This is a genomic window from Streptomyces sp. NPDC002623, from assembly GCF_053592635.1.
Genome location: NZ_JBSFWB010000008.1, coordinates 292,649 through 309,389, shown reverse-complemented (window position 1 = coordinate 309,389; position 16,741 = coordinate 292,649). Strand labels below are relative to the sequence as shown.

The window sequence follows — 16,741 nt, the reverse complement described above, 5'->3', positions numbered from 1 at the left end:
GCCGGGACCGGTACCCCGGACGGCCGCTCGCCGGATGCGGAGCCGGGGGGTTCGCGGTCGACTCGGGGGCATGACCACCGAACCGCCCCCCGGCTCAGGCGGCGGCGAGCCGCCGGAGGACGACCCGTTCAGGAAGCGGCCGCCGCAGCCCCCGCACGACCAGGGGCAGGGCTCGCCGTACGACACCCCGCACGGCCCGCAGGGGCCGGAGGAACCGTTCGGCGGCAGCGGCCCGTACGGGGGCGGCGGTCCGTACGGCGGCGACCCCTACGGGGGTTACCCCGCGGACCCGCTCGCCGGGATGCCGCCGCTCGCCGACAGCGGCAAGCGCACGCTGGCCCGGATCATCGACATGATCCTCGTCTTCATCGTGGTGGCGCTGCTGTCATGGGCGTTCGGGGTCGCGCAGTACACCGTGGACACGGACGACATCGAGTTCGGCAAGACCTTCGGGCGGGAGCTGGTCACCGCGATCCTGTACGTCGCGTACGACACGGTCCTGACCGCCCGGTCCGGCCAGACGCTGGGCAAGAAGTGGCTCGGCATGCGGGTGGCCAACCTCGACAACGGCTCCACGCCCTCCGCGCAGACGTCGCTGATCCGGGCGCTGGTGCTGTGGGTGCCGTTCGCGTTCTGCTGCGCCTGTCTGTGGACGGCGATCTGCGGCGGCTGGAGCTTCTTCGACAAGCCCTACAAGCAGGGCCTGCACGACAAGGCGGCCAAGACGGTGGTGGTCAGCACCGGCTGACGCACCCTCCGGCAGCACGCACGGCAGCACAGCCGGCAGCACGCACGGCCAGGGCCGACGCCTCGCAGGAGGCGTCGGCCCTGGCCGTGGGTACAGCCGGGTGTCAGGGGGCCGTGCGCTCCCGGACGGGCTCGGGCGCGGCGGCGACCGAAGCCGGCACGGGCGCGTTCGCGGGCGCGTGCACCGGAACGGCGACGGTGACCGGGGTGACGGGAACGGAGACGGGCTCGGGCCTGCTCGCGGGCTTCTTCGCCGCGGAGCGGGCCACGATGGTCCCGGGCGACTTCTGCGCCGGTACCGTCATGGCGACGAGCACGCCGAGCGCGACTGCGGCGACGACGATGACGGCGATGCCGGGGCCCGAACTCGTCTGTGACAGCAGCAGCATGGCGAGCGTCGAGAAGATGACGGTGCAGGAACCGTACGTGAGCTGTGCGAGGTTCGGACGAGGCATGGCAATCGTGTCCTCGGAAGCGGGGGCGGTCTCGACTCTATTCGGCTGCATGCCCGAGTGGAACGAACGGTAAGCGTGACCTAACCCACGGTGCCGGTGCACAGGGGGCGCACGGAGTCATGACGTCCACCCAGTGGACTGGCGTGCGCGCCCGTCATGTAACAGTCATATGTCCGCAATGCGAACAGCCGGTCCTGATAATGCAATTGACTTGTTCAAGTCAAGGTCTGTCTTTTCTTCCAAACCAGTAGTCAAATGGCGTCACTTGACTACACGCGTATAACAGCGCGCGGACCTTCCTTGACAGGGAATCCCCCCTACCGCGCGCACGGGCGCGTGCGTGGGAGGACATCAAGTGAGCAGTAGAACCTGGACGTTCAGAACGGCCGCGACGGTCGTCGCCCTTGCGGCGGCCTCGGCGACGTTCACGACGTTCGCCGTGGCGCAGGCCGCCGAGAACGGCTCGGCGAAGGCCCCGGCGGCGGACCGGCAGGACCCGCAGCCCGAGAAGGCCCACGAGCACGACTTCGACGGGCCGCTCAGCAAGACCCAGGAAGCCCAGCGCGAGGAGGCCCTCAAGCAGGTCATATCCGGCGAGGCCACGGTCAAGGACCGGGACGGCTCCAAGGTCGTCCAGCTCGACAGCCGCAAGGGCGACAGCAAGTACGTCGAGCTCGGCCGCGAGAAGACCGACAAGATCTTCACGATCCTCGTCGAGTTCGGCGACCAGGTCGACCCCCGCTACGGCGGCACGGTCGGCCCGCTGCACAACCAGATAGCCGCGCCGGACCGCACCAAGGACAACAGCACGGCCTGGCAGGCGGACTACAACCAGGCGCACTTCCAGGACCTGTACTTCGGCACCGGCAAGAACACCGAGTCGCTGAAGAAGTACTACGAGAAGCAGTCCTCGGGCCGCTACTCGGTCGAGGGCGAGGTGACCGACTGGGTCAAGGTCCCCTACAACGAGGCCCGTTACGGCTCCAACGACGCCTCCACCGGCGCCTGGTACGCGGTCCAGGACGGCGTCAATGCCTGGGTCGCCGAGCGCGAGGCGGCCGGCGCCACCCCCGCCGAGATCAAGGCCGAGCTGGCCGAGTTCGACCAGTGGGACCGCTACGACTTCGACGGCGACGGCGACTTCAACGAGTCCGACGGCTACATCGACCACTTCCAGATCGTGCACGCCGGCGAGGACGAGTCCGCGGGCGGCGGCGCCCAGGGCGCGGACGCCATCTGGGCCCACCGCTGGTACGCCTTCGGCACCGACGCTGGCTCCACCGGCCCGGACACCAACAAGCTCGGCGGCGCCCAGGTCGGCGACACCGGCATCTGGGTCGGCGACTACACCATCCAGCCGGAGAACGGCGGACTCGGCGTCTACGCCCACGAGTACGGCCACGACCTCGGCCTGCCGGACGAGTACGACACCTCCGGCGGCGGCGAGAACTCCACCGGCTTCTGGACGCTGATGTCGTCCGGCTCCTGGCTCGGCACCGGCAAGGAGGCCATCGGCGACCTGCCCGGCGACATGAACGCCTGGGACAAGCTGCAGCTCGGCTGGCTGGACTACGACGTCGCCAAGGCCGGCGTGAAGTCCACCCACACGCTCGGCGTCGCGGAGTACAACACCAAGAACGCCCAGGCCCTCGTGGTCCAGCTGCCGGAGAAGGAGGTCACCACCGAGGTGGTCGCCCCGGCCGAGGGCGCCACGCAGTGGTGGAGCGGCAGCGGCGACAACCTGCGCAACACCCTGACCCGCACGGTCGACCTGACCGGCAAGACCGCTGCCGCCCTCTCCCTGGACGGCTGGTGGGACATCGAGCAGGACTACGACTACCTGTACACCGAGGTCTCCACCGACGGCGGCGCGAACTACACGCCGATCGACGGCACGCTGGCCGACGGCAGCGCGATCCCGCGTGACGGCAGCGGCAAGCCGGCCCTCACCGGCACGGTCGACGCCCACCAGAAGCTGACGTTCCCGCTGAACGCCTACGCGGGCAAGCAGATCAGCCTGCGCTTCCGCTACGCCACCGACGGCGGCGTGGCCCAGAAGGGCTTCACGGCCGACGAGATCACCGTGACGGCGGACGGCGCCACGCTGTTCTCCGACAACGCGGAGAGCGCCGACGCGGCCTGGACGGCGAGCGGCTTCTCCCGCATCGGCGCGTCCATCACGGACGACTACGCGCAGTACTACATCGCCGAGAACCGCCAGTACGTGTCGTACGACAAGACCCTCAAGGTCGGCCCGTACAACTTCGGCTTCTCGACGACGCGCCCCGACTGGGTCGAGCACTACCCGTACCAGAACGGCCTGCTGATCTGGAAGTGGGACACCTCCCAGGCGGACGACAACACCAGCGTCCACCCGGGTGAGGGCCTGATCCTTCCGATCGACTCGCACCCCACCGCGCTGAAGTGGGCGAACGGCACCGCGATGAACGCCCGTCTGCAGAGCTTCGACTCGCCGTTCAGCCTGTACCGCACGGACGCGATCACGCTCCACAAGGCCGATGTCGCGGTCAAGATCAAGTCCCGTCCGGGCGTCGGCGTCTTCGACGACGGAAAGTCGACGTACTCCGACGCGCTGACCCCGCTCGCGGGCGTCAAGGTCACTGACACCAACACCTCGATCAAGATCGTCAAGGAGGCCCTGAACGGCTCCACGATCAAGGTGAAGGTCGGTCCGTCGGCGAAGTAGCCGACATAATCGCAGGTCAAAGGCGTATCGGCGGCAGCCCCCTGGCGGGTTGCCGCCGATCGTGTTTAGGTGCCTCCTGTGATTCTCTTATTGACGTCGACTCGCACGGGGGCGTGACCACATGGCCGCAGGAGGCTTCTGCAAGCTGCCCGACGGCATGGTGGTGGTGGCGGTCAACCTGCCCAGCCCCAGCGCCCGAGAGGGCCTCCCAGGGCCCCTGGCGGACGTCCGTGTGCTCGTCCACGCCCAGAACCGGGCCCGGGCCCTGACCAGGCTCCGCAACCTGGGCCTGCGCGCCGTCTATCTGCGCGGCAACGCCGCCCCGCCCACCCCCGACGAGATCACGGCCGTCCTCCATCACCCGGACGGCCTGATATGGCGCACCGCCCCGGACAACGCCGTCCCCCTGGACGTGACGGTCGTACCGGAGCTCTGGCGCCCCATCCGAGCACTCCTGCGGAAGGCGGCGGCCTGAACGCGGCGGGCCTGGACGCGGCGGGCCCGAGGGCGGACGCCTTCGGCGCTCAGTAGGACTCGACGACCTTCACGTCTTCCTCCGTGACCACCCCGTCCACGATGCGGAACGAGCGGAACTGGAACTCGCCTCCGCCGTCCGTGTCCGCCGTCGACACCAGCACGTAGTGCGCGCCCGGCTCGTTCGCGTAGGAGATGTCCGTGCGGGACGGGTACGCCTCGGTGGCCGTGTGGGAGTGGTAGATGATCACCGGCTCCTCGTCGCGGTCGTCCAGCTCGCGGTAGAGCTTCAGCAGGTCACCGGAGTCGAACTCGTAGAACGTGGGCGACATGGCCGCGTTCAGCATCGGGATGAAGCGCTCGGGGCGGTCCGCGCCCTCCGGGCCCGCGACGACGCCGCACGCCTCGTCGGGGTGGTCCTTGCGCGCATGCGCGACGATCTTGTCGACGAGGTCCTGGGTAATGGTCAGCATGGTCGTCAGGATAAGCAGACCGGACCGCGGACCGGACAGCCGAAGGGGCCGTTCCGTACCGGGGAGTGGTACGGAACGGCCCACATCGCGGACGTCCTGAGCGGCGGCCGCAGAGGGCGCCACGAGTGCTCCCTGCGGCCGGACGTCCTGGGAAAGGGCTCTCAGCCGCCGATCTTCTCCAGCTCCGGCTCGCGCCGGGCGGTGACGTCGGGGTTGCGGCCCTTGAGGACCGCCCAGCCGATGCCGAGGGCGGCCGCCCAGCCCGCCATCACGTAGAGGCAGACGCGCGAGTCGGCGTCGTACGCGATCAGGCAGGTCACGAAGAGCAGGAACGCGATGGCCACCCAGCTGAACGCCGAACCGCCCGGGGCGGGGAAGCTGGACGCGGGCAGTCGGCCCGCGACGACCGCGCGGCGGTAGAGGACGTGGCTGATCAGGATCATCAGCCAGGTCCAGATGCCGGCCGCGGTGGCCACCGAGGTCACATAGCCGAAGGCCTTCTCCGGGACGACGTAGTTCAGGACCACGCCGATGCCCATGAAGGCGACGGAGACCGCGATGCCGAAGGCCGGGGTCTTGGTCGACGACAGCTTGCGGAAGACCGCGGGGGCCTCGCCGCTGTCGGCCAGGTTCCGCAGCATGCGGCCCGTGGAGTACATGCCCGAGTTGCAGGAGGACAGGGCCGCGGTCAGCACGACGAAGTTGACGATGCCGGCGCCCGCCGGGATGCCGATCTTCGCGAAGGCCTCGACGAACGGCGAGACGCCCGGCGCGAACTCGGTCCACTTCACCACGCACAGGATGACGGTGAGCGCGCCGACGTAGAACAGCGCGATGCGCCAGGGAAGCGTGTTGATCGCCTTGGGGAGGGTCTTCTCCGGGTTCTCCGACTCACCGGCCGTGACCCCGACCAGCTCGACCGCGAGGTAGGCGAACATGACGCCCTGCAGGGTCATCAGGGACGAGCCGACGCCCTTGGGGAAGAAGCCGTCGAACTCCCACAGGTTGGAGACCGCGGCCGTGTCGCCGGCGCTGCTGAAACCGAAGGTCAGCACGCCCAGGCCGATCACGATCATGCCGATCAGCGCGGTGACCTTGACCATCGAGAACCAGAACTCGAGCTCGCCGAAGAGCTTCACGGAGATCAGGTTGACCCCGAACAGGATCACCAGGAAGACCAGCGCCGTCACCCACTGGGGGACGGCCGGGAACCAGTAGTTGACGTAGATCGCGGCGGCCGTCAGCTCGGCCATGCCGGTGACGACCCACATCAGCCAGTACGTCCAGCCGGTGAAGTAGCCGAAGAACGGGCCGAGGAACTCACGGGAGTACTCCGCGAACGAACCCGAGACGGGCCGGTAGAGCAGCAGCTCGCCGAGCGCCCGCATGATGAAGAAGACGATCGCGCCCGCGAGGGCGTACATCAGGATGAGGCTGGGACCGGCCTTGGCGATGTTCGCCCCGGCGCCCAGGAAGAGGCCGACGCCGATGGCGCCGCCGATCGCGATCATCTGGACCTGGCGGCTGCCGAGCCCGCGTTCGTATCCCTCTTCGGGAGTGTCGGTGGCAGCCGTGTCGGTGACAGCTGTGCCGGTGACCTTCTCAGAGGTCATGTGTGGTGCGCCTTTCTCCGAATCCCCCCGCGTACTGGAGCTGCCCGGCCGACGGTCCGTCGGCCATACGGCGCACCCGGCGGGACATGGGTGGCGTCCGCCGGGCGGTCGTGAAGATTTATCACGCCCGCAACACTGATCACCGGCAGGACATGTGGCGCACACCACAGGAAGAAGCGGACAAAACGCATCCCCGGACGGCATAACCGGCCGGGGAGGTAACGCGATCGTTATTCGGATTTGAGCGTCCGCTGAGCGAACGAAATGACCGGCGAACTAGGGCAAAAGGGTCGTCACGAGGGTTTCCTGGAGCCCGCCCAGCCAGAGATACGCCATCACCATCGGCTTGCGCGGATCCTCGTCCGGCAGCCGGTAGAGGAGGTCGGTGTCGTCCTCCTCGGTGATCTCCAGCCGGGAGCCGATCGCCAGCCGCAGGTCGTTCAGTGCGCGGAGCCACTGCTGGGACTCCGCCGGGGACAGCTTCAGCACCGCCCCGCCCTCGCCGGCCGACTCGGAGGCCAGCGCGTCCAGCGAGCGGACCACCGCGAGGGCGTTCTCCCGCTTGCCGGCCCGCAGATCGTTCTCGGTGAAGCGGCGGAACTCGGCCGAGTGCGCCTTCTGCTCGTCCGCCTGCTTCGGACCCGAGGAGCCCTCCGGGTCGGTGTAGGCGTCCGGGAACAGGCGCCGCAGCACCGGGTCGGCGGGGGGCTCGCTCGGTCCCTCGGCGAAGAGCTCGGCGAGCGGGTCGTCGCCGGCGTCCTCGGCGGGGCCGGGGCCGATGAGCTCCAGGAGCTGCACGGCCAGCGACCGGATGATGGAGATCTCGACGTCGTCGAGTGCGACGGCCGCGCCGCCGCCGGGGATCGGTTCGAATTGTCCAGGCATCAGTGGGGTCGTTTACTCCGGTCTGCTTCCGGTCTACTTCCGGTCCTGCTGGAGGGTGGCCCACAGGCCGTAGCCGTGCATGGCCTGCACGTCGCGTTCCATCTCCTCGCGAGAGCCGCTGGAGACGACCGCCCGGCCCTTGTGGTGGACGTCCATCATGAGCTTGGTGGCCTTGTCCTTCGGGTAGCCGAAGTACGTCTGGAAGACATAGGTCACGTAGCTCATCAGATTGACCGGGTCGTTGTGGACGATCGTGACCCACGGGACGTCCGGCTCGGGGACGGCGAAGACCTCCTCCGCCGACTCGGTGCGTTCGATCTCAAGGGGAGCGGGTGACGTCACATGGCCCATGCTGCCACGCATCCCGGAAATCGTCACACCGACGAAAAGGGAGTAGCATCTGTCGTCATGAACACAGCGGACCTTGGGCTCCCGGTGGACGTTCCCTCTACCGCGCTCTTCACGGACCAGTACGAGCTGACGATGCTGCAGGCCGCCCTGAAAGCGGGCACGGCCGAGCGGCGCAGCGTGTTCGAGGTCTTCACCCGGCGGTTGCCGGACGGCAGGCGCTACGGCGTCGTCGCCGGCACCGGGCGCGTCCTGGACGCCGTCGAGAACTTCCGCTTCGACGCGGACGTCCTCGGCTTCCTGCGCGAGCGGAACATCGTCGACGCGGAGACCCTGGACTGGCTCGCCGGATACCGCTTCTCGGGTGACGTCTGGGGCTACCCGGAGGGCGAGGTCTACTTCCCGGGCTCGCCGATCATGCGGGTCGAGGGCTCCTTCGCCGAGTGCGTGCTCCTGGAGACCGTGATCCTCTCCATCCTCAACCACGACTCCGCGATCGCGGCCGCCGCCTCCCGGATGTCCTCCGCGGCCGGCGAGCGACCCCTGATCGAGATGGGCGCCCGCCGCACCCACGAACTGGCCGCGGTCGCCGCCTCCCGCGCCGCGTACGTCGGCGGCTTCACCACCACCTCCGACCTGGCCGCCGGCTTCCGCTACGGCATCCCCACCGTGGGCACCAGCGCCCACGCCTTCACCCTGCTGCACGACACCGAGCGCGACGCCTTCCAGGCCCAGGTGAACTCCCTCGGCCGCGGCACCACCCTGCTCGTGGACACCTACGACGTCGCCGAGGCCGTCCGGCTGGCGGTGGAGGTCGCCGGGTCCGAGCTCGGCGCGGTCCGCATCGACTCCGGCGACCTGCTGCTCGTGGCCCACCGGGTCCGCCGGCAGCTCGACGAGCTGGGCGCGCGGGGCACCCGGATCATCGTCACCTCCGACCTCGACGAGTACGCGATCGCCTCGCTCGCCGCGGCCCCCGTGGACGCGTACGGCGTCGGCACCCAGCTGGTCACCGGCTCCGGACACCCCACCTGCTCGATGGTCTACAAGCTGGTCGCCCGCGCCGAGTCCGCCGACCCCAAGGCCCCGCTGGCGCCAGTGGCGAAGAAGTCGTCCGGCGGCAAGACCTCCGTCGGCGGCCGCAAGTGGGCGGCCCGCCGGCCCGACGCACAGGGCGTCGCACAGGCCGAGGTCGTCGGCACCGGGCCGGTCCCCGCCGCGCTGGCCGACCACCAACTGCTCGTCGAGCTGATAAAGGGCGGCGAGGTCGTCGCCCGCGAGCCGCTGGACGTCGTCCGCGACCGCCACACGGCGGCCCGCGCCCGCCTCCCGCTCTCCGCGACCCAGCTCTCCCGCGGCGAACCCGTCATCCCGACGGAGTACGCCACGGAGTAGGCCACGGGGTACGCCACGGAGCAGGCCCCCTCCCGCACCGCCGACAAAGTCTCTAGGCTCAATTACTTCATCCTCAGTCGAAGGACACCGACCATGCGCCGCGCCTTGATCGTCGTAGACGTGCAGAACGACTTCTGCGAGGGGGGCAGTCTCGCGGTGACCGGCGGTGCCGACGTGGCCGCCGCCATCACCGAGCTGATCGGGCAGGCCCCCGCCGGGTACCGGCATGTGGTGGCCACCCGCGATCACCACATCGCGCCCGGCGGCCACTTCGCCGACAACCCCGACTACGTCCACTCCTGGCCCGCGCACTGCGTCGCCGGCACCGAGGGCGTCGGCTTCCACCCCAACTTCGCCCCGGCCGTCGCCTCCGGCGCCGTCGACGCCGTCTTCGACAAGGGCGCCTACGCCGCCGCCTACAGCGGCTTCGAGGGCGCCGACGAGAACGGCGTCACCCTGGGCGACTGGCTGCGCGCCCGCAGAATCGACGAGGTGGACGTCGTCGGCATCGCCACCGACCACTGTGTGCGGGCCACCGCCCTGGACGCGGCCCGCGAGGGCTTCCGCACCCAGGTCCTGCTGGACCTCACCGCCGGAGTCGCCGAGGAGAGCACCGACCGCGCCCTGGAGGAGCTGCGCGCGGCGGGCGTGGAACTCACCGGAAAGCCGGTCGTCTGACACGCTCCCCCCGGATAGCGTCTCCGCCAGGTGCAGTTCCCGACTCGCCCCCACGGAGATGGTGTTGACGCAACGCTCGCACGTACGGCGCCCCACGCTCGAGGATGTCGCCCGGCGGTCGGGGGTCTCGAAGTCGACCGTCTCGCGGGTGATCAACGGGGAGGCCCGGGTGCGGGCGGAGGTCGTCGACCGGGTCCGGCGCGTCGTCTCCGAGCTGGGATACGTGCCCAACCAGGCCGCCCGGCAACTCGTCACCCACCGCACGGGCGCCGTCGCCGTGGTCGCCGCACAGCCCGAGAACCGGCTCTTCCTCGACCCGTTCTTCGACCTCCTCCTGCGCGGCATCCGCCGCGAACTCGCGCTGCACGGCGCGCAGGCCGTCCTGCTCTTCGTGGAGGAACCCGACGACTACGCGCGCGTGGCCGACTACCTCGGCGGCGGCCATGTCGACGGCGCGATCCTGTTCTCCCTGCGCCCCGGCGACCGCCTGGCCGAGATGACCGACCGGCTCGCCCTGCCCGCCGTCTTCGGCGGCCGCCCCCTGCTCCGGGACGGCGACACCGTCCACCGCCACGCCTACGTCGACGGCGACAACCGCGGCGGCGCCCGCCAGGCCGTCCAGCATCTGGTCGCGCTCGGACGGCAGCGGATCGCGACCGTCGCCGGCCCCTACGACCAGGAGCACTCCGCCGCCGACCGGCTCGCCGGCTACCACGACGTCCTGTTCGGCGCCCCGGCCGAACTCGTCGAGCGCGCCGACTACACCCGGCAGGGCGGAGCCGACGCCATGGCCGCGCTGCTGGACCGCCGCCCCGACCTGGACGCCGTCTTCGTCGCCTCCGACCTCATGGCGTCCGGCGCGCTGCAGATCCTGCGCGAGCGCGGCCGCCGGGTGCCCGAGGACGTCGCCGTCGTCGGCTTCGACGACCTCACCTCCATCGCCGAGTCGACCGACCCGCCCCTGACCACCGTCCACCAGGACGTCCCGGAGATGGGGCGGCTGCTGGCCCGGCTGCTCGTCCGCGACGACGCACCGCAGCCGCCCTCGGTGGTCGTCCCGACCCGCCTGGTGCGCCGCGCCTCCGCCTAGGGATCTCAGCCCCCGGCCCTAAACCGTCCATCATGTGGGATCACACTCCGGTAGCCGGACCGGGAATCGATACGATGAGCCCATGGTTCTGAACGACGTGAGCGAGAAGACGCCGGGCACGCTGCTCGTGGCGCGGCTGCACGTCGACCTGTGCAGGCTCGCCAGCGCCATCTGTTGACGCCCGCATTGCTCTGCCGCCGGGCCCGCGAGCCTGGGGGAGTCTCACATGACGTATCGCGCTGCCCACACCTTCCGACAGGAGTCCTCAGCCATGGCCATCGAGGTCCGCATCCCGACCATCCTCCGCCAGTACACCGACGGTCAGAAGGCGGTGGAGGGAAACGGTGACACCCTCGCCGCGCTGTTCACCGACCTCGAGACCCGGCATGCGGGCATCCACGCCCGCATCGTGGACGACGGCAAGCTGCGCCGCTTCGTCAACGTGTACCTGAACGACGAGGACGTCCGCTTCGTCGACGGCATCGACACCAAGCTGACCGACGGCGACACCGTCACGATCCTGCCGGCCGTCGCCGGCGGCATGGCCTGACACCGGCATGCGCTACGACTCCCCGCTGGCCGCGGTGGGCAACACCCCTCTGGTGCGCCTGCCGCGGCTCTCGCCGTCCGCCGACGTCCGCATCTGGGCGAAGCTGGAGGACCGCAACCCCACCGGCTCGGTCAAGGACCGCCCCGCCCTGCACATGGTCGAGCAGGCGGAGAAGGACGGCCGTCTCACCCCCGGCTGCACCATCCTGGAGCCGACCAGCGGCAACACCGGCATCTCCCTCGCCATGGCGGCCAAGCTCAAGGGCTACCGCATGGTGTGCGTGATGCCCGAGAACACCTCGCAGGAACGCCGGGACCTGCTCCGTATGTGGGGCGCAGAGATCATCCCCTCCCCGGCCGCCGGCGGCTCCAACACCGCCGTGCGCGTCGCCAAGGAACTCGCCGCCGAGCACCCCGACTGGGTGATGCTCTACCAGTACGGCAACCCCGACAACGCGGGCGCCCACTACGCGACGACCGGCCCGGAGATCCTCGCCGACCTCCCCTCCGTCACCCACTTCGTCGCGGGCCTCGGCACCACGGGCACGCTCATGGGCGTCGGCCGCTACCTCCGCGAGAACAAGCCGGACGTGAAGATCGTCGCCGCCGAGCCGCGCTACGACGACCTGGTCTACGGCCTGCGCAACCTCGACGAGGGCTTCGTCCCGGAGCTGTACGACGCCTCCGTCCTCACCACCCGCTTCTCGGTCGGCTCGGCGGACGCCGTGACCCGCACCCGGGAACTCCTCCAGCAGGAGGGCATCTTCGCGGGCGTCTCCACGGGCGCGGCCCTGCACGCGGCGATCGGCGTCGGCAAGAAGGCGCTGGCGGCCGGCGAGAGCGCAGACATCGTGTTCGTCGTGGCGGACGGCGGCTGGAAGTACCTGTCGACGGGCGTCTACACGGCGGCGACGACAGAGGAAGCGATCGAGACGCTGCAGGGCCAACTCTGGGCATAGCCGCCGTCAGGTGGTGAGGCGGCCGGACGGTCAGGCGGTCAGGCGGCCGTGCGGCTCAGATGGTGAGGCCGCCGGGCGGTCAGGTGGTGCGGCTCAGGTGGTGAGGTGACGGACCTGGTCCCACAGGATCGGGTCCACCACCCCCACCCGCCGCCGGAAGTCCCCCACCCGCACCTCGCGCAGCTCGCCCGTCTCCAGAAAACTGGCCCGCCCCTGCGCATCGCCCACCGCACCCGGCGGCAACGGGATCACCCCGGCCCGCTCGTCGTGGTACTTGCTGGTGATCTTCGCGACGGTCACCCGGTCACCGCGCACCATCAACACCAGACACGGCCGGTCCTTGTCCCCCGGCCCGTCCTCGAACGGCACGTTCGCCCACCAGATCTCCGCGGGCCGCGGCTTCCCGGCGAGCCCGCGCCCCCGGCCCGGCCGCCCCGTCGCCCGGCCCGGCGGCCGCGTCCGCGACCCCTGCCGCCGCCGTCCCCGCCCCCATCCGTCGACGAGCGTGGCGACCAGCGCGAGCAGCACCAGCGCCGCGAGCGCGAGCCACCACGACGTGTCCATAGGACGACGTTACCGGCGCACGACGACCACCGCGCGCCCTCTGTCCCGGGCCACGCGCCTCGGGTCCAGCCGAACCGGTGACACCACAGGTGAGTTCCCCCACAACAGCCCCTGGCGGAGGAGCGACCCGGGGTTTTGCGCCTTACGCTCGACGAACCGCACGACCCCCGTCGCCCCATTCACGATCATTCGTCCCGCCAGCGGAGGTTTCTGCTTTATGAAGCTCACCGTCGTCGGCTGCTCGGGGTCGTTCCCGTCCGCGGAATCGGCCTGTTCGAGCTACCTCGTAGAGGCCGACGGCTTCCGGCTGCTTCTCGACATGGGCAACGGCGCCCTGGGCGAGCTGCAGCGCCACTGCGGTCTCTACGACCTCGACGCGATCTTCCTGAGCCATCTGCACGCCGACCACTGCATCGACATGTGCGCGTACTTCGTCGCACGCTACTACCGCCACGACGGCGGCCGCTGCGCCCCCATCCCGGTCTACGGACCGGAGGGCACGGAGCACCGTCTGACCACGGCCTACGCGGACACCCCGTCGGCCTCCTCGATGAGCGAGGTCTTCGACTTCCACACGGTCAAGCCGTCCACCTTCGACATCGGACCGTTCACCGTGCACACGGAACGCGTGGCGCACCCGGTGGAGGCGTACGGCATCCGCGTCGAACACGGCGGGAAGTCCCTGACGTACTCCGGTGACACGGGAGTGAGCCCGGCCCTGACCGATCTCGCCCGCGACACCGACCTGTTCCTGTGCGAGGCCGCCTTCACGTACGGCAAGGAGAACATCCCCGACCTGCACCTCAACGGCCGCGAGGCGGGCGAGACGGCGAGCCGGGCGGGGGCGCGCAAGCTCGTGCTGACCCACATCCCGCCGTGGACCGACCCCCAGGTCAACCTGGCGGACGCCCGCGCGGTGTTCGACGGCCCGGTGGAGCTGGCGGCGCCGCGGGTGACGTACGAGATCTGACGAGCACGAGATCTGACGAGCACGTCATGCAGAAGACCCCCGGAGCAGTTCAGGGCTCCGGGGGTCTTCGCGTGCGGGCCGACGGCTACGCCTTGGTGAGGTCCTCGACCTCCTCCTCGGGCTCGCGGCCCGGGGTGGGGAGGTTCCACTTGGTGATGGCGAAGCGGAAGACGAAGTAGTAGACCGCGCCGAAGACGAGACCGATCGGGATGATCATCCAGGGCTTGGTCGCCAGGTTCCAGTTCAGCGCGTAGTCGATGAAGCCCGCGGAGAACGTGAATCCGGCGTGCACGCCGAGGGCCCAGGTGATCGCCATGGACAGGGCGGTCAGCACCGCGTGGATCGCGTAGAGCAGCGGGGCGATGAACATGAACGAGAACTCGATGGGCTCGGTCACACCGGTGACGAACGAGGTCAGCGCGAGCGAGATCATCATGCCCAGCACGGCCTTGCGGCGCTCGGGACGGGCGGTGTGCGCGATGGCCAGGGCGGCGGCCGGCAGGCCGAACATCATGATCGGGAAGAAGCCGGACATGAACTGACCGGCCGTCGGGTCACCGGCGAAGAAGCGGTTGAGGTCGCCGTGGACGACCTCGCCGGCCGCGTTGGTGAAGTCGCCGAGCTGGAACCAGGAGACGGTGTTCACGAACTGGTGCATGCCGACCGGGATCAGCGCGCGGTTGATGAGACCGAACAGACCCGCGCCGAACGCGCCGAGGCCCGTCATCCACTCGCCGAAGTTCGAGATGACCTCGCCGATCGGCTCCCAGACCAGACCGAAGAAGACGCCCATGACCGTGCCGACGAAGGCCATGATGATCGGGACCAGCCGGCGGCCGTTGAAGAAGCCGAGCCAGTCCACCAGCCTGGTGCGGTGGTAGCGCTGCCACACCACGGCGCTGAGCAGACCCATCACGATGCCGCCGAGGACCCCGGGGTTGTTGTAGGTCGCGGCTATGTCCGCACCCGCCTGGACCTTCGCCTCGCTGACCGGGAACGCCTTGAGGACGTTGGCGTAGACCAGGAAGCCGACCAGGGCGGCCAGCGCGGTGGAGCCGTCCGACTTCTTGGCGAAGCCGATCGCGACGCCTATACAGAAGAGCATCGGCAGGTTGTCGAAGATCGCACCGCCGGCCGTGGCGAACACCGCCGTGACCTTGTCGGGCAGGTTCAGCTTGTCGTGGATGTCCTGCTGGCCGAACCGGAGCAACAGCCCCGCCGCCGGCAGCACGGCGATCGGGAGCTGCAGGCTGCGGCCGACCTTCTGCAGGCCCTGGAACAGACCGGATCCCCACTTCTTCGCGGGGGCCGCCGTGGGCGCGGTGGCGGTGCTCATAGACTTCCTCCATCGGGTGGTGGTCTACACCACTCAGTGGTGTAGACCATGTTGTAGCACGATGAAGGCGGCATAAGGAACCCACTGTTCCCGCAACCGTTCAACTACGTTGAGCTACCGCTCCATTACGCCTTCGTGACGTCCTCCCGCTCCTCCTCCGGCTCCCGCCCCGGCGTCTTCAGATCGAACTTCGTGATCGCAAAACGGAAGACCCCGTAGTAGACGACCGCGAAACCCAGACCGATCGGGATCATCGCCCACGGCCGCGTCGCCAGATTCCAGTTGATGACGTAGTCGATGAGCCCCGCGGAGAAGCTGAAACCGTCATGCACGCCCAGCCCCCACGTCACCGCCATCGACACACCCGTCAGCACCGCGTGCACCACGTACAGCAAGGGCGCGACGAACAGGAACGAGTACTCGATCGGCTCCGTGATGCCGGTGACGAACGACGTCAGCGCGACCGACAGCATCAGACCGCCGACCTCCTTGCGCCGCGCCGGCCGCGCGCAGTGCGTGATGGCCAGCGCCGCCGCGGGCAGCGCGAACATCATGATCGGGAAGAAACCCGAGGTGAACTGCCCCGCGTCCGGATCGCCCGCCAGGAACATGTTGATGTCACCGTGCACCACCGTGCCGTCCGGCTTGGTGTAGCTGCCGAACTGGAACCAGATGGGCACGTTCAGGAACTGGTGCAGACCGATCACCAGCAACGCCCGGTTCGCGAGGCCGAAGATGCCGGCGCCCCACGCGTCCAGCCCGTCCAGCCAGTCGCTGAAACTCTCCAGGGCGTCACCGATCGGCGGCCATACCCACAGGCACAACGCCGCGAACGCGATCGCGACGAACGCCATGATGATCGGCACCAGCCGCCGGCCGTTGAAGAAGCCCAGCCAGTCCACCAGCTTCGTGCGGTGATAGCGCTGCCAGAAGAAGGCCGTCAGCAGACCCATCACGATCCCGCCGAAGACCCCCGGATTCTGGTACGCGAACGCCCCCACCGTGTTGTCGGTCGCCTGACACCCGATGTTCGGGATCACCTTCGAACCCGGCCCACAGTCCTCCGGGAACTGCCGCAACACGTTGTAGTAGACGAGGAACCCCGCCACCGCCGCCAGCGCCGTCGAACCGTCCGACTTCTTCGCCATGCCGATGGACACACCGATGCAGAACAGCAGCGGCAGCCCCAGGGAGCCGTCGAGCAGCGCCGCACCCGCACCCGCCATCACCTTCGCCACGTTCGTCCAGCCGAGCCCGTCGTCCCCGAACACATCAGGCTGGCCCAGCCGGTTGAGAATGCCCGCGGCCGGCAGCACGGCGATCGGCAGCTGAAGACTGCGGCCCATCTTCTGCAACCCCTGGAACGCGTTGTTCCAGCGCTGACGGGCGGGACTGACGGCCGTCCCGGCGCTCTCGGCACTCATCGTTTGGCGACCGCCTGTCAGGTGGTGTAGACCAGCTACGGACGATTGGGTTGCTGTGAGGTCATCCTTCGGGA

18 protein-coding genes are annotated in these 16,741 nt (G+C 69.4%); 10 read left to right on the top strand and 8 right to left on the bottom strand.

Going from position 1 to position 16,741, the window contains the following annotated elements; translation table 11 throughout:
* Positions 1–70: 70 nt before the first annotated feature.
* Complete coding sequence (locus tag ACWD4O_RS17680) at positions 71–748, top strand: RDD family protein (protein WP_451280731.1); 678 nt, start codon at positions 71–73, stop codon at positions 746–748.
* Between the two features lie 103 nt (positions 749–851).
* On the opposite strand, the gene ACWD4O_RS17675 is transcribed toward ACWD4O_RS17680, so the two are convergent.
* On the bottom strand, positions 852–1,202 hold the full coding sequence (locus ACWD4O_RS17675) for a hypothetical protein (protein WP_451280729.1): 351 nt from the start codon (positions 1,200–1,202) through the stop codon (positions 852–854).
* Positions 1,203–1,557: 355 nt separating this feature from the next.
* Here ACWD4O_RS17675 and ACWD4O_RS17670 point away from each other — a divergent pair, with 355 nt between their 5' ends.
* Positions 1,558–3,909 (top strand): immune inhibitor A domain-containing protein, encoded by a 2,352-nt coding sequence (locus tag ACWD4O_RS17670; RefSeq protein ID WP_451280727.1) that lies wholly within the window; start codon positions 1,558–1,560, stop codon positions 3,907–3,909.
* A gap of 121 nt (positions 3,910–4,030) precedes the next feature.
* Complete coding sequence (locus ACWD4O_RS17665; protein WP_451280725.1) at positions 4,031–4,384, top strand: hypothetical protein; 354 nt, start codon at positions 4,031–4,033, stop codon at positions 4,382–4,384.
* Positions 4,385–4,433: 49 nt separating this feature from the next.
* Here the strand turns inward: ACWD4O_RS17665 and ACWD4O_RS17660 are convergent, their stop codons facing one another.
* From ACWD4O_RS17660 to clpS, 4 genes are all read right to left on the bottom strand, one after another.
* On the bottom strand, positions 4,434–4,856 hold the full coding sequence (locus ACWD4O_RS17660; protein ID WP_451280724.1) for a Mov34/MPN/PAD-1 family protein: 423 nt from the start codon (positions 4,854–4,856) through the stop codon (positions 4,434–4,436).
* A gap of 161 nt (positions 4,857–5,017) precedes the next feature.
* Positions 5,018–6,469, bottom strand: a complete 1,452-nt coding sequence (locus tag ACWD4O_RS17655; protein WP_451280722.1) for an amino acid permease — start codon at positions 6,467–6,469, stop codon at positions 5,018–5,020.
* 276 nt (positions 6,470–6,745) lie between these two features.
* Entirely contained in the window at positions 6,746–7,354 is a 609-nt protein-coding gene (locus tag ACWD4O_RS17650; RefSeq protein WP_451280720.1) for a DUF2017 domain-containing protein, read from the bottom strand.
* 33 nt (positions 7,355–7,387) lie between these two features.
* Entirely contained in the window at positions 7,388–7,705 is a 318-nt protein-coding gene (clpS, locus tag ACWD4O_RS17645) for an ATP-dependent Clp protease adapter ClpS (protein ID WP_450945922.1), read from the bottom strand.
* A gap of 57 nt (positions 7,706–7,762) precedes the next feature.
* On the opposite strand from clpS, the gene ACWD4O_RS17640 reads away from it, so the two are divergent.
* The 6 genes from ACWD4O_RS17640 (at position 7,763) to ACWD4O_RS17615 (ending at position 12,373) form a co-directional block, all read left to right on the top strand.
* Entirely contained in the window at positions 7,763–9,097 is a 1,335-nt protein-coding gene (locus ACWD4O_RS17640; protein ID WP_451280718.1) for a nicotinate phosphoribosyltransferase, read from the top strand.
* Between the two features lie 93 nt (positions 9,098–9,190).
* On the top strand, positions 9,191–9,775 hold the full coding sequence (locus ACWD4O_RS17635) for a nicotinamidase (RefSeq protein ID WP_451280716.1): 585 nt from the start codon (positions 9,191–9,193) through the stop codon (positions 9,773–9,775).
* A 58-nt stretch (positions 9,776–9,833) separates the two neighbouring features.
* Positions 9,834–10,865 (top strand): LacI family DNA-binding transcriptional regulator, encoded by a 1,032-nt coding sequence (locus tag ACWD4O_RS17630; protein ID WP_451280714.1) that lies wholly within the window; start codon positions 9,834–9,836, stop codon positions 10,863–10,865.
* A gap of 82 nt (positions 10,866–10,947) precedes the next feature.
* Positions 10,948–11,043, top strand: coding sequence for a putative leader peptide (locus tag ACWD4O_RS17625; protein WP_351911754.1), 96 nt, complete (start codon positions 10,948–10,950; stop codon positions 11,041–11,043).
* 93 nt (positions 11,044–11,136) lie between these two features.
* Positions 11,137–11,415 carry a MoaD/ThiS family protein gene (locus tag ACWD4O_RS17620; RefSeq protein WP_351911825.1) on the top strand — a complete coding sequence of 93 codons (279 nt, stop codon included), beginning with the start codon at positions 11,137–11,139 and terminating at the stop codon, positions 11,413–11,415.
* A gap of 7 nt (positions 11,416–11,422) precedes the next feature.
* Complete coding sequence (locus tag ACWD4O_RS17615) at positions 11,423–12,373, top strand: PLP-dependent cysteine synthase family protein (protein WP_351911753.1); 951 nt, start codon at positions 11,423–11,425, stop codon at positions 12,371–12,373.
* Between the two features lie 93 nt (positions 12,374–12,466).
* On the opposite strand, the gene ACWD4O_RS17610 is transcribed toward ACWD4O_RS17615, so the two are convergent.
* Positions 12,467–12,937, bottom strand: a complete 471-nt coding sequence (locus ACWD4O_RS17610) for a type II toxin-antitoxin system PemK/MazF family toxin (RefSeq protein WP_451280711.1) — start codon at positions 12,935–12,937, stop codon at positions 12,467–12,469.
* A gap of 217 nt (positions 12,938–13,154) precedes the next feature.
* On the opposite strand from ACWD4O_RS17610, the gene ACWD4O_RS17605 reads away from it, so the two are divergent.
* The gene (locus ACWD4O_RS17605) at positions 13,155–13,907 is read left to right on the top strand and encodes an MBL fold metallo-hydrolase (RefSeq protein ID WP_451280709.1); all 753 of its coding nucleotides are present in this window, start codon (positions 13,155–13,157) and stop codon (positions 13,905–13,907) included.
* An 85-nt stretch (positions 13,908–13,992) separates the two neighbouring features.
* On the opposite strand, the gene ACWD4O_RS17600 is transcribed toward ACWD4O_RS17605, so the two are convergent.
* Complete coding sequence (locus ACWD4O_RS17600; protein WP_451280707.1) at positions 13,993–15,243, bottom strand: PTS transporter subunit EIIC; 1,251 nt, start codon at positions 15,241–15,243, stop codon at positions 13,993–13,995.
* Positions 15,244–15,368: 125 nt separating this feature from the next.
* Entirely contained in the window at positions 15,369–16,667 is a 1,299-nt protein-coding gene (locus tag ACWD4O_RS17595) for a PTS transporter subunit EIIC (RefSeq protein WP_451280705.1), read from the bottom strand.
* Positions 16,668–16,741 lie beyond the last annotated feature (74 nt).

Bases quoted from the DNA above. Each gene is read 5' to 3' on its own strand.
- ACWD4O_RS17615 (WP_351911753.1), top strand. From the start codon at position 11,423: ATGCGCTACGACTCCCCGCTGGCCGCGGTGGGCAACACCCCTCTGGTG.
- ACWD4O_RS17655 (WP_451280722.1), bottom strand. From the start codon at position 6,469: ATGACCTCTGAGAAGGTCACCGGCACAGCTGTCACCGACACGGCTGCC.
- ACWD4O_RS17650 (WP_451280720.1), bottom strand. From the start codon at position 7,354: ATGCCTGGACAATTCGAACCGATCCCCGGCGGCGGCGCGGCCGTCGCA.
- ACWD4O_RS17660 (WP_451280724.1), bottom strand. From the start codon at position 4,856: ATGCTGACCATTACCCAGGACCTCGTCGACAAGATCGTCGCGCATGCG.
- ACWD4O_RS17640 (WP_451280718.1), top strand. From the start codon at position 7,763: ATGAACACAGCGGACCTTGGGCTCCCGGTGGACGTTCCCTCTACCGCG.
- ACWD4O_RS17600 (WP_451280707.1), bottom strand. From the start codon at position 15,243: ATGAGCACCGCCACCGCGCCCACGGCGGCCCCCGCGAAGAAGTGGGGA.
- ACWD4O_RS17620 (WP_351911825.1), top strand. From the start codon at position 11,137: ATGGCCATCGAGGTCCGCATCCCGACCATCCTCCGCCAGTACACCGAC.
- ACWD4O_RS17610 (WP_451280711.1), bottom strand. From the start codon at position 12,937: ATGGACACGTCGTGGTGGCTCGCGCTCGCGGCGCTGGTGCTGCTCGCG.
- ACWD4O_RS17635 (WP_451280716.1), top strand. From the start codon at position 9,191: ATGCGCCGCGCCTTGATCGTCGTAGACGTGCAGAACGACTTCTGCGAG.
- ACWD4O_RS17625 (WP_351911754.1), top strand. From the start codon at position 10,948: ATGGTTCTGAACGACGTGAGCGAGAAGACGCCGGGCACGCTGCTCGTG.
- clpS (WP_450945922.1), bottom strand. From the start codon at position 7,705: ATGGGCCATGTGACGTCACCCGCTCCCCTTGAGATCGAACGCACCGAG.
- ACWD4O_RS17605 (WP_451280709.1), top strand. From the start codon at position 13,155: ATGAAGCTCACCGTCGTCGGCTGCTCGGGGTCGTTCCCGTCCGCGGAA.
- ACWD4O_RS17630 (WP_451280714.1), top strand. From the start codon at position 9,834: ATGGTGTTGACGCAACGCTCGCACGTACGGCGCCCCACGCTCGAGGAT.
- ACWD4O_RS17675 (WP_451280729.1), bottom strand. From the start codon at position 1,202: ATGCCTCGTCCGAACCTCGCACAGCTCACGTACGGTTCCTGCACCGTC.
- ACWD4O_RS17665 (WP_451280725.1), top strand. From the start codon at position 4,031: ATGGCCGCAGGAGGCTTCTGCAAGCTGCCCGACGGCATGGTGGTGGTG.
- ACWD4O_RS17595 (WP_451280705.1), bottom strand. From the start codon at position 16,667: ATGAGTGCCGAGAGCGCCGGGACGGCCGTCAGTCCCGCCCGTCAGCGC.
- ACWD4O_RS17680 (WP_451280731.1), top strand. From the start codon at position 71: ATGACCACCGAACCGCCCCCCGGCTCAGGCGGCGGCGAGCCGCCGGAG.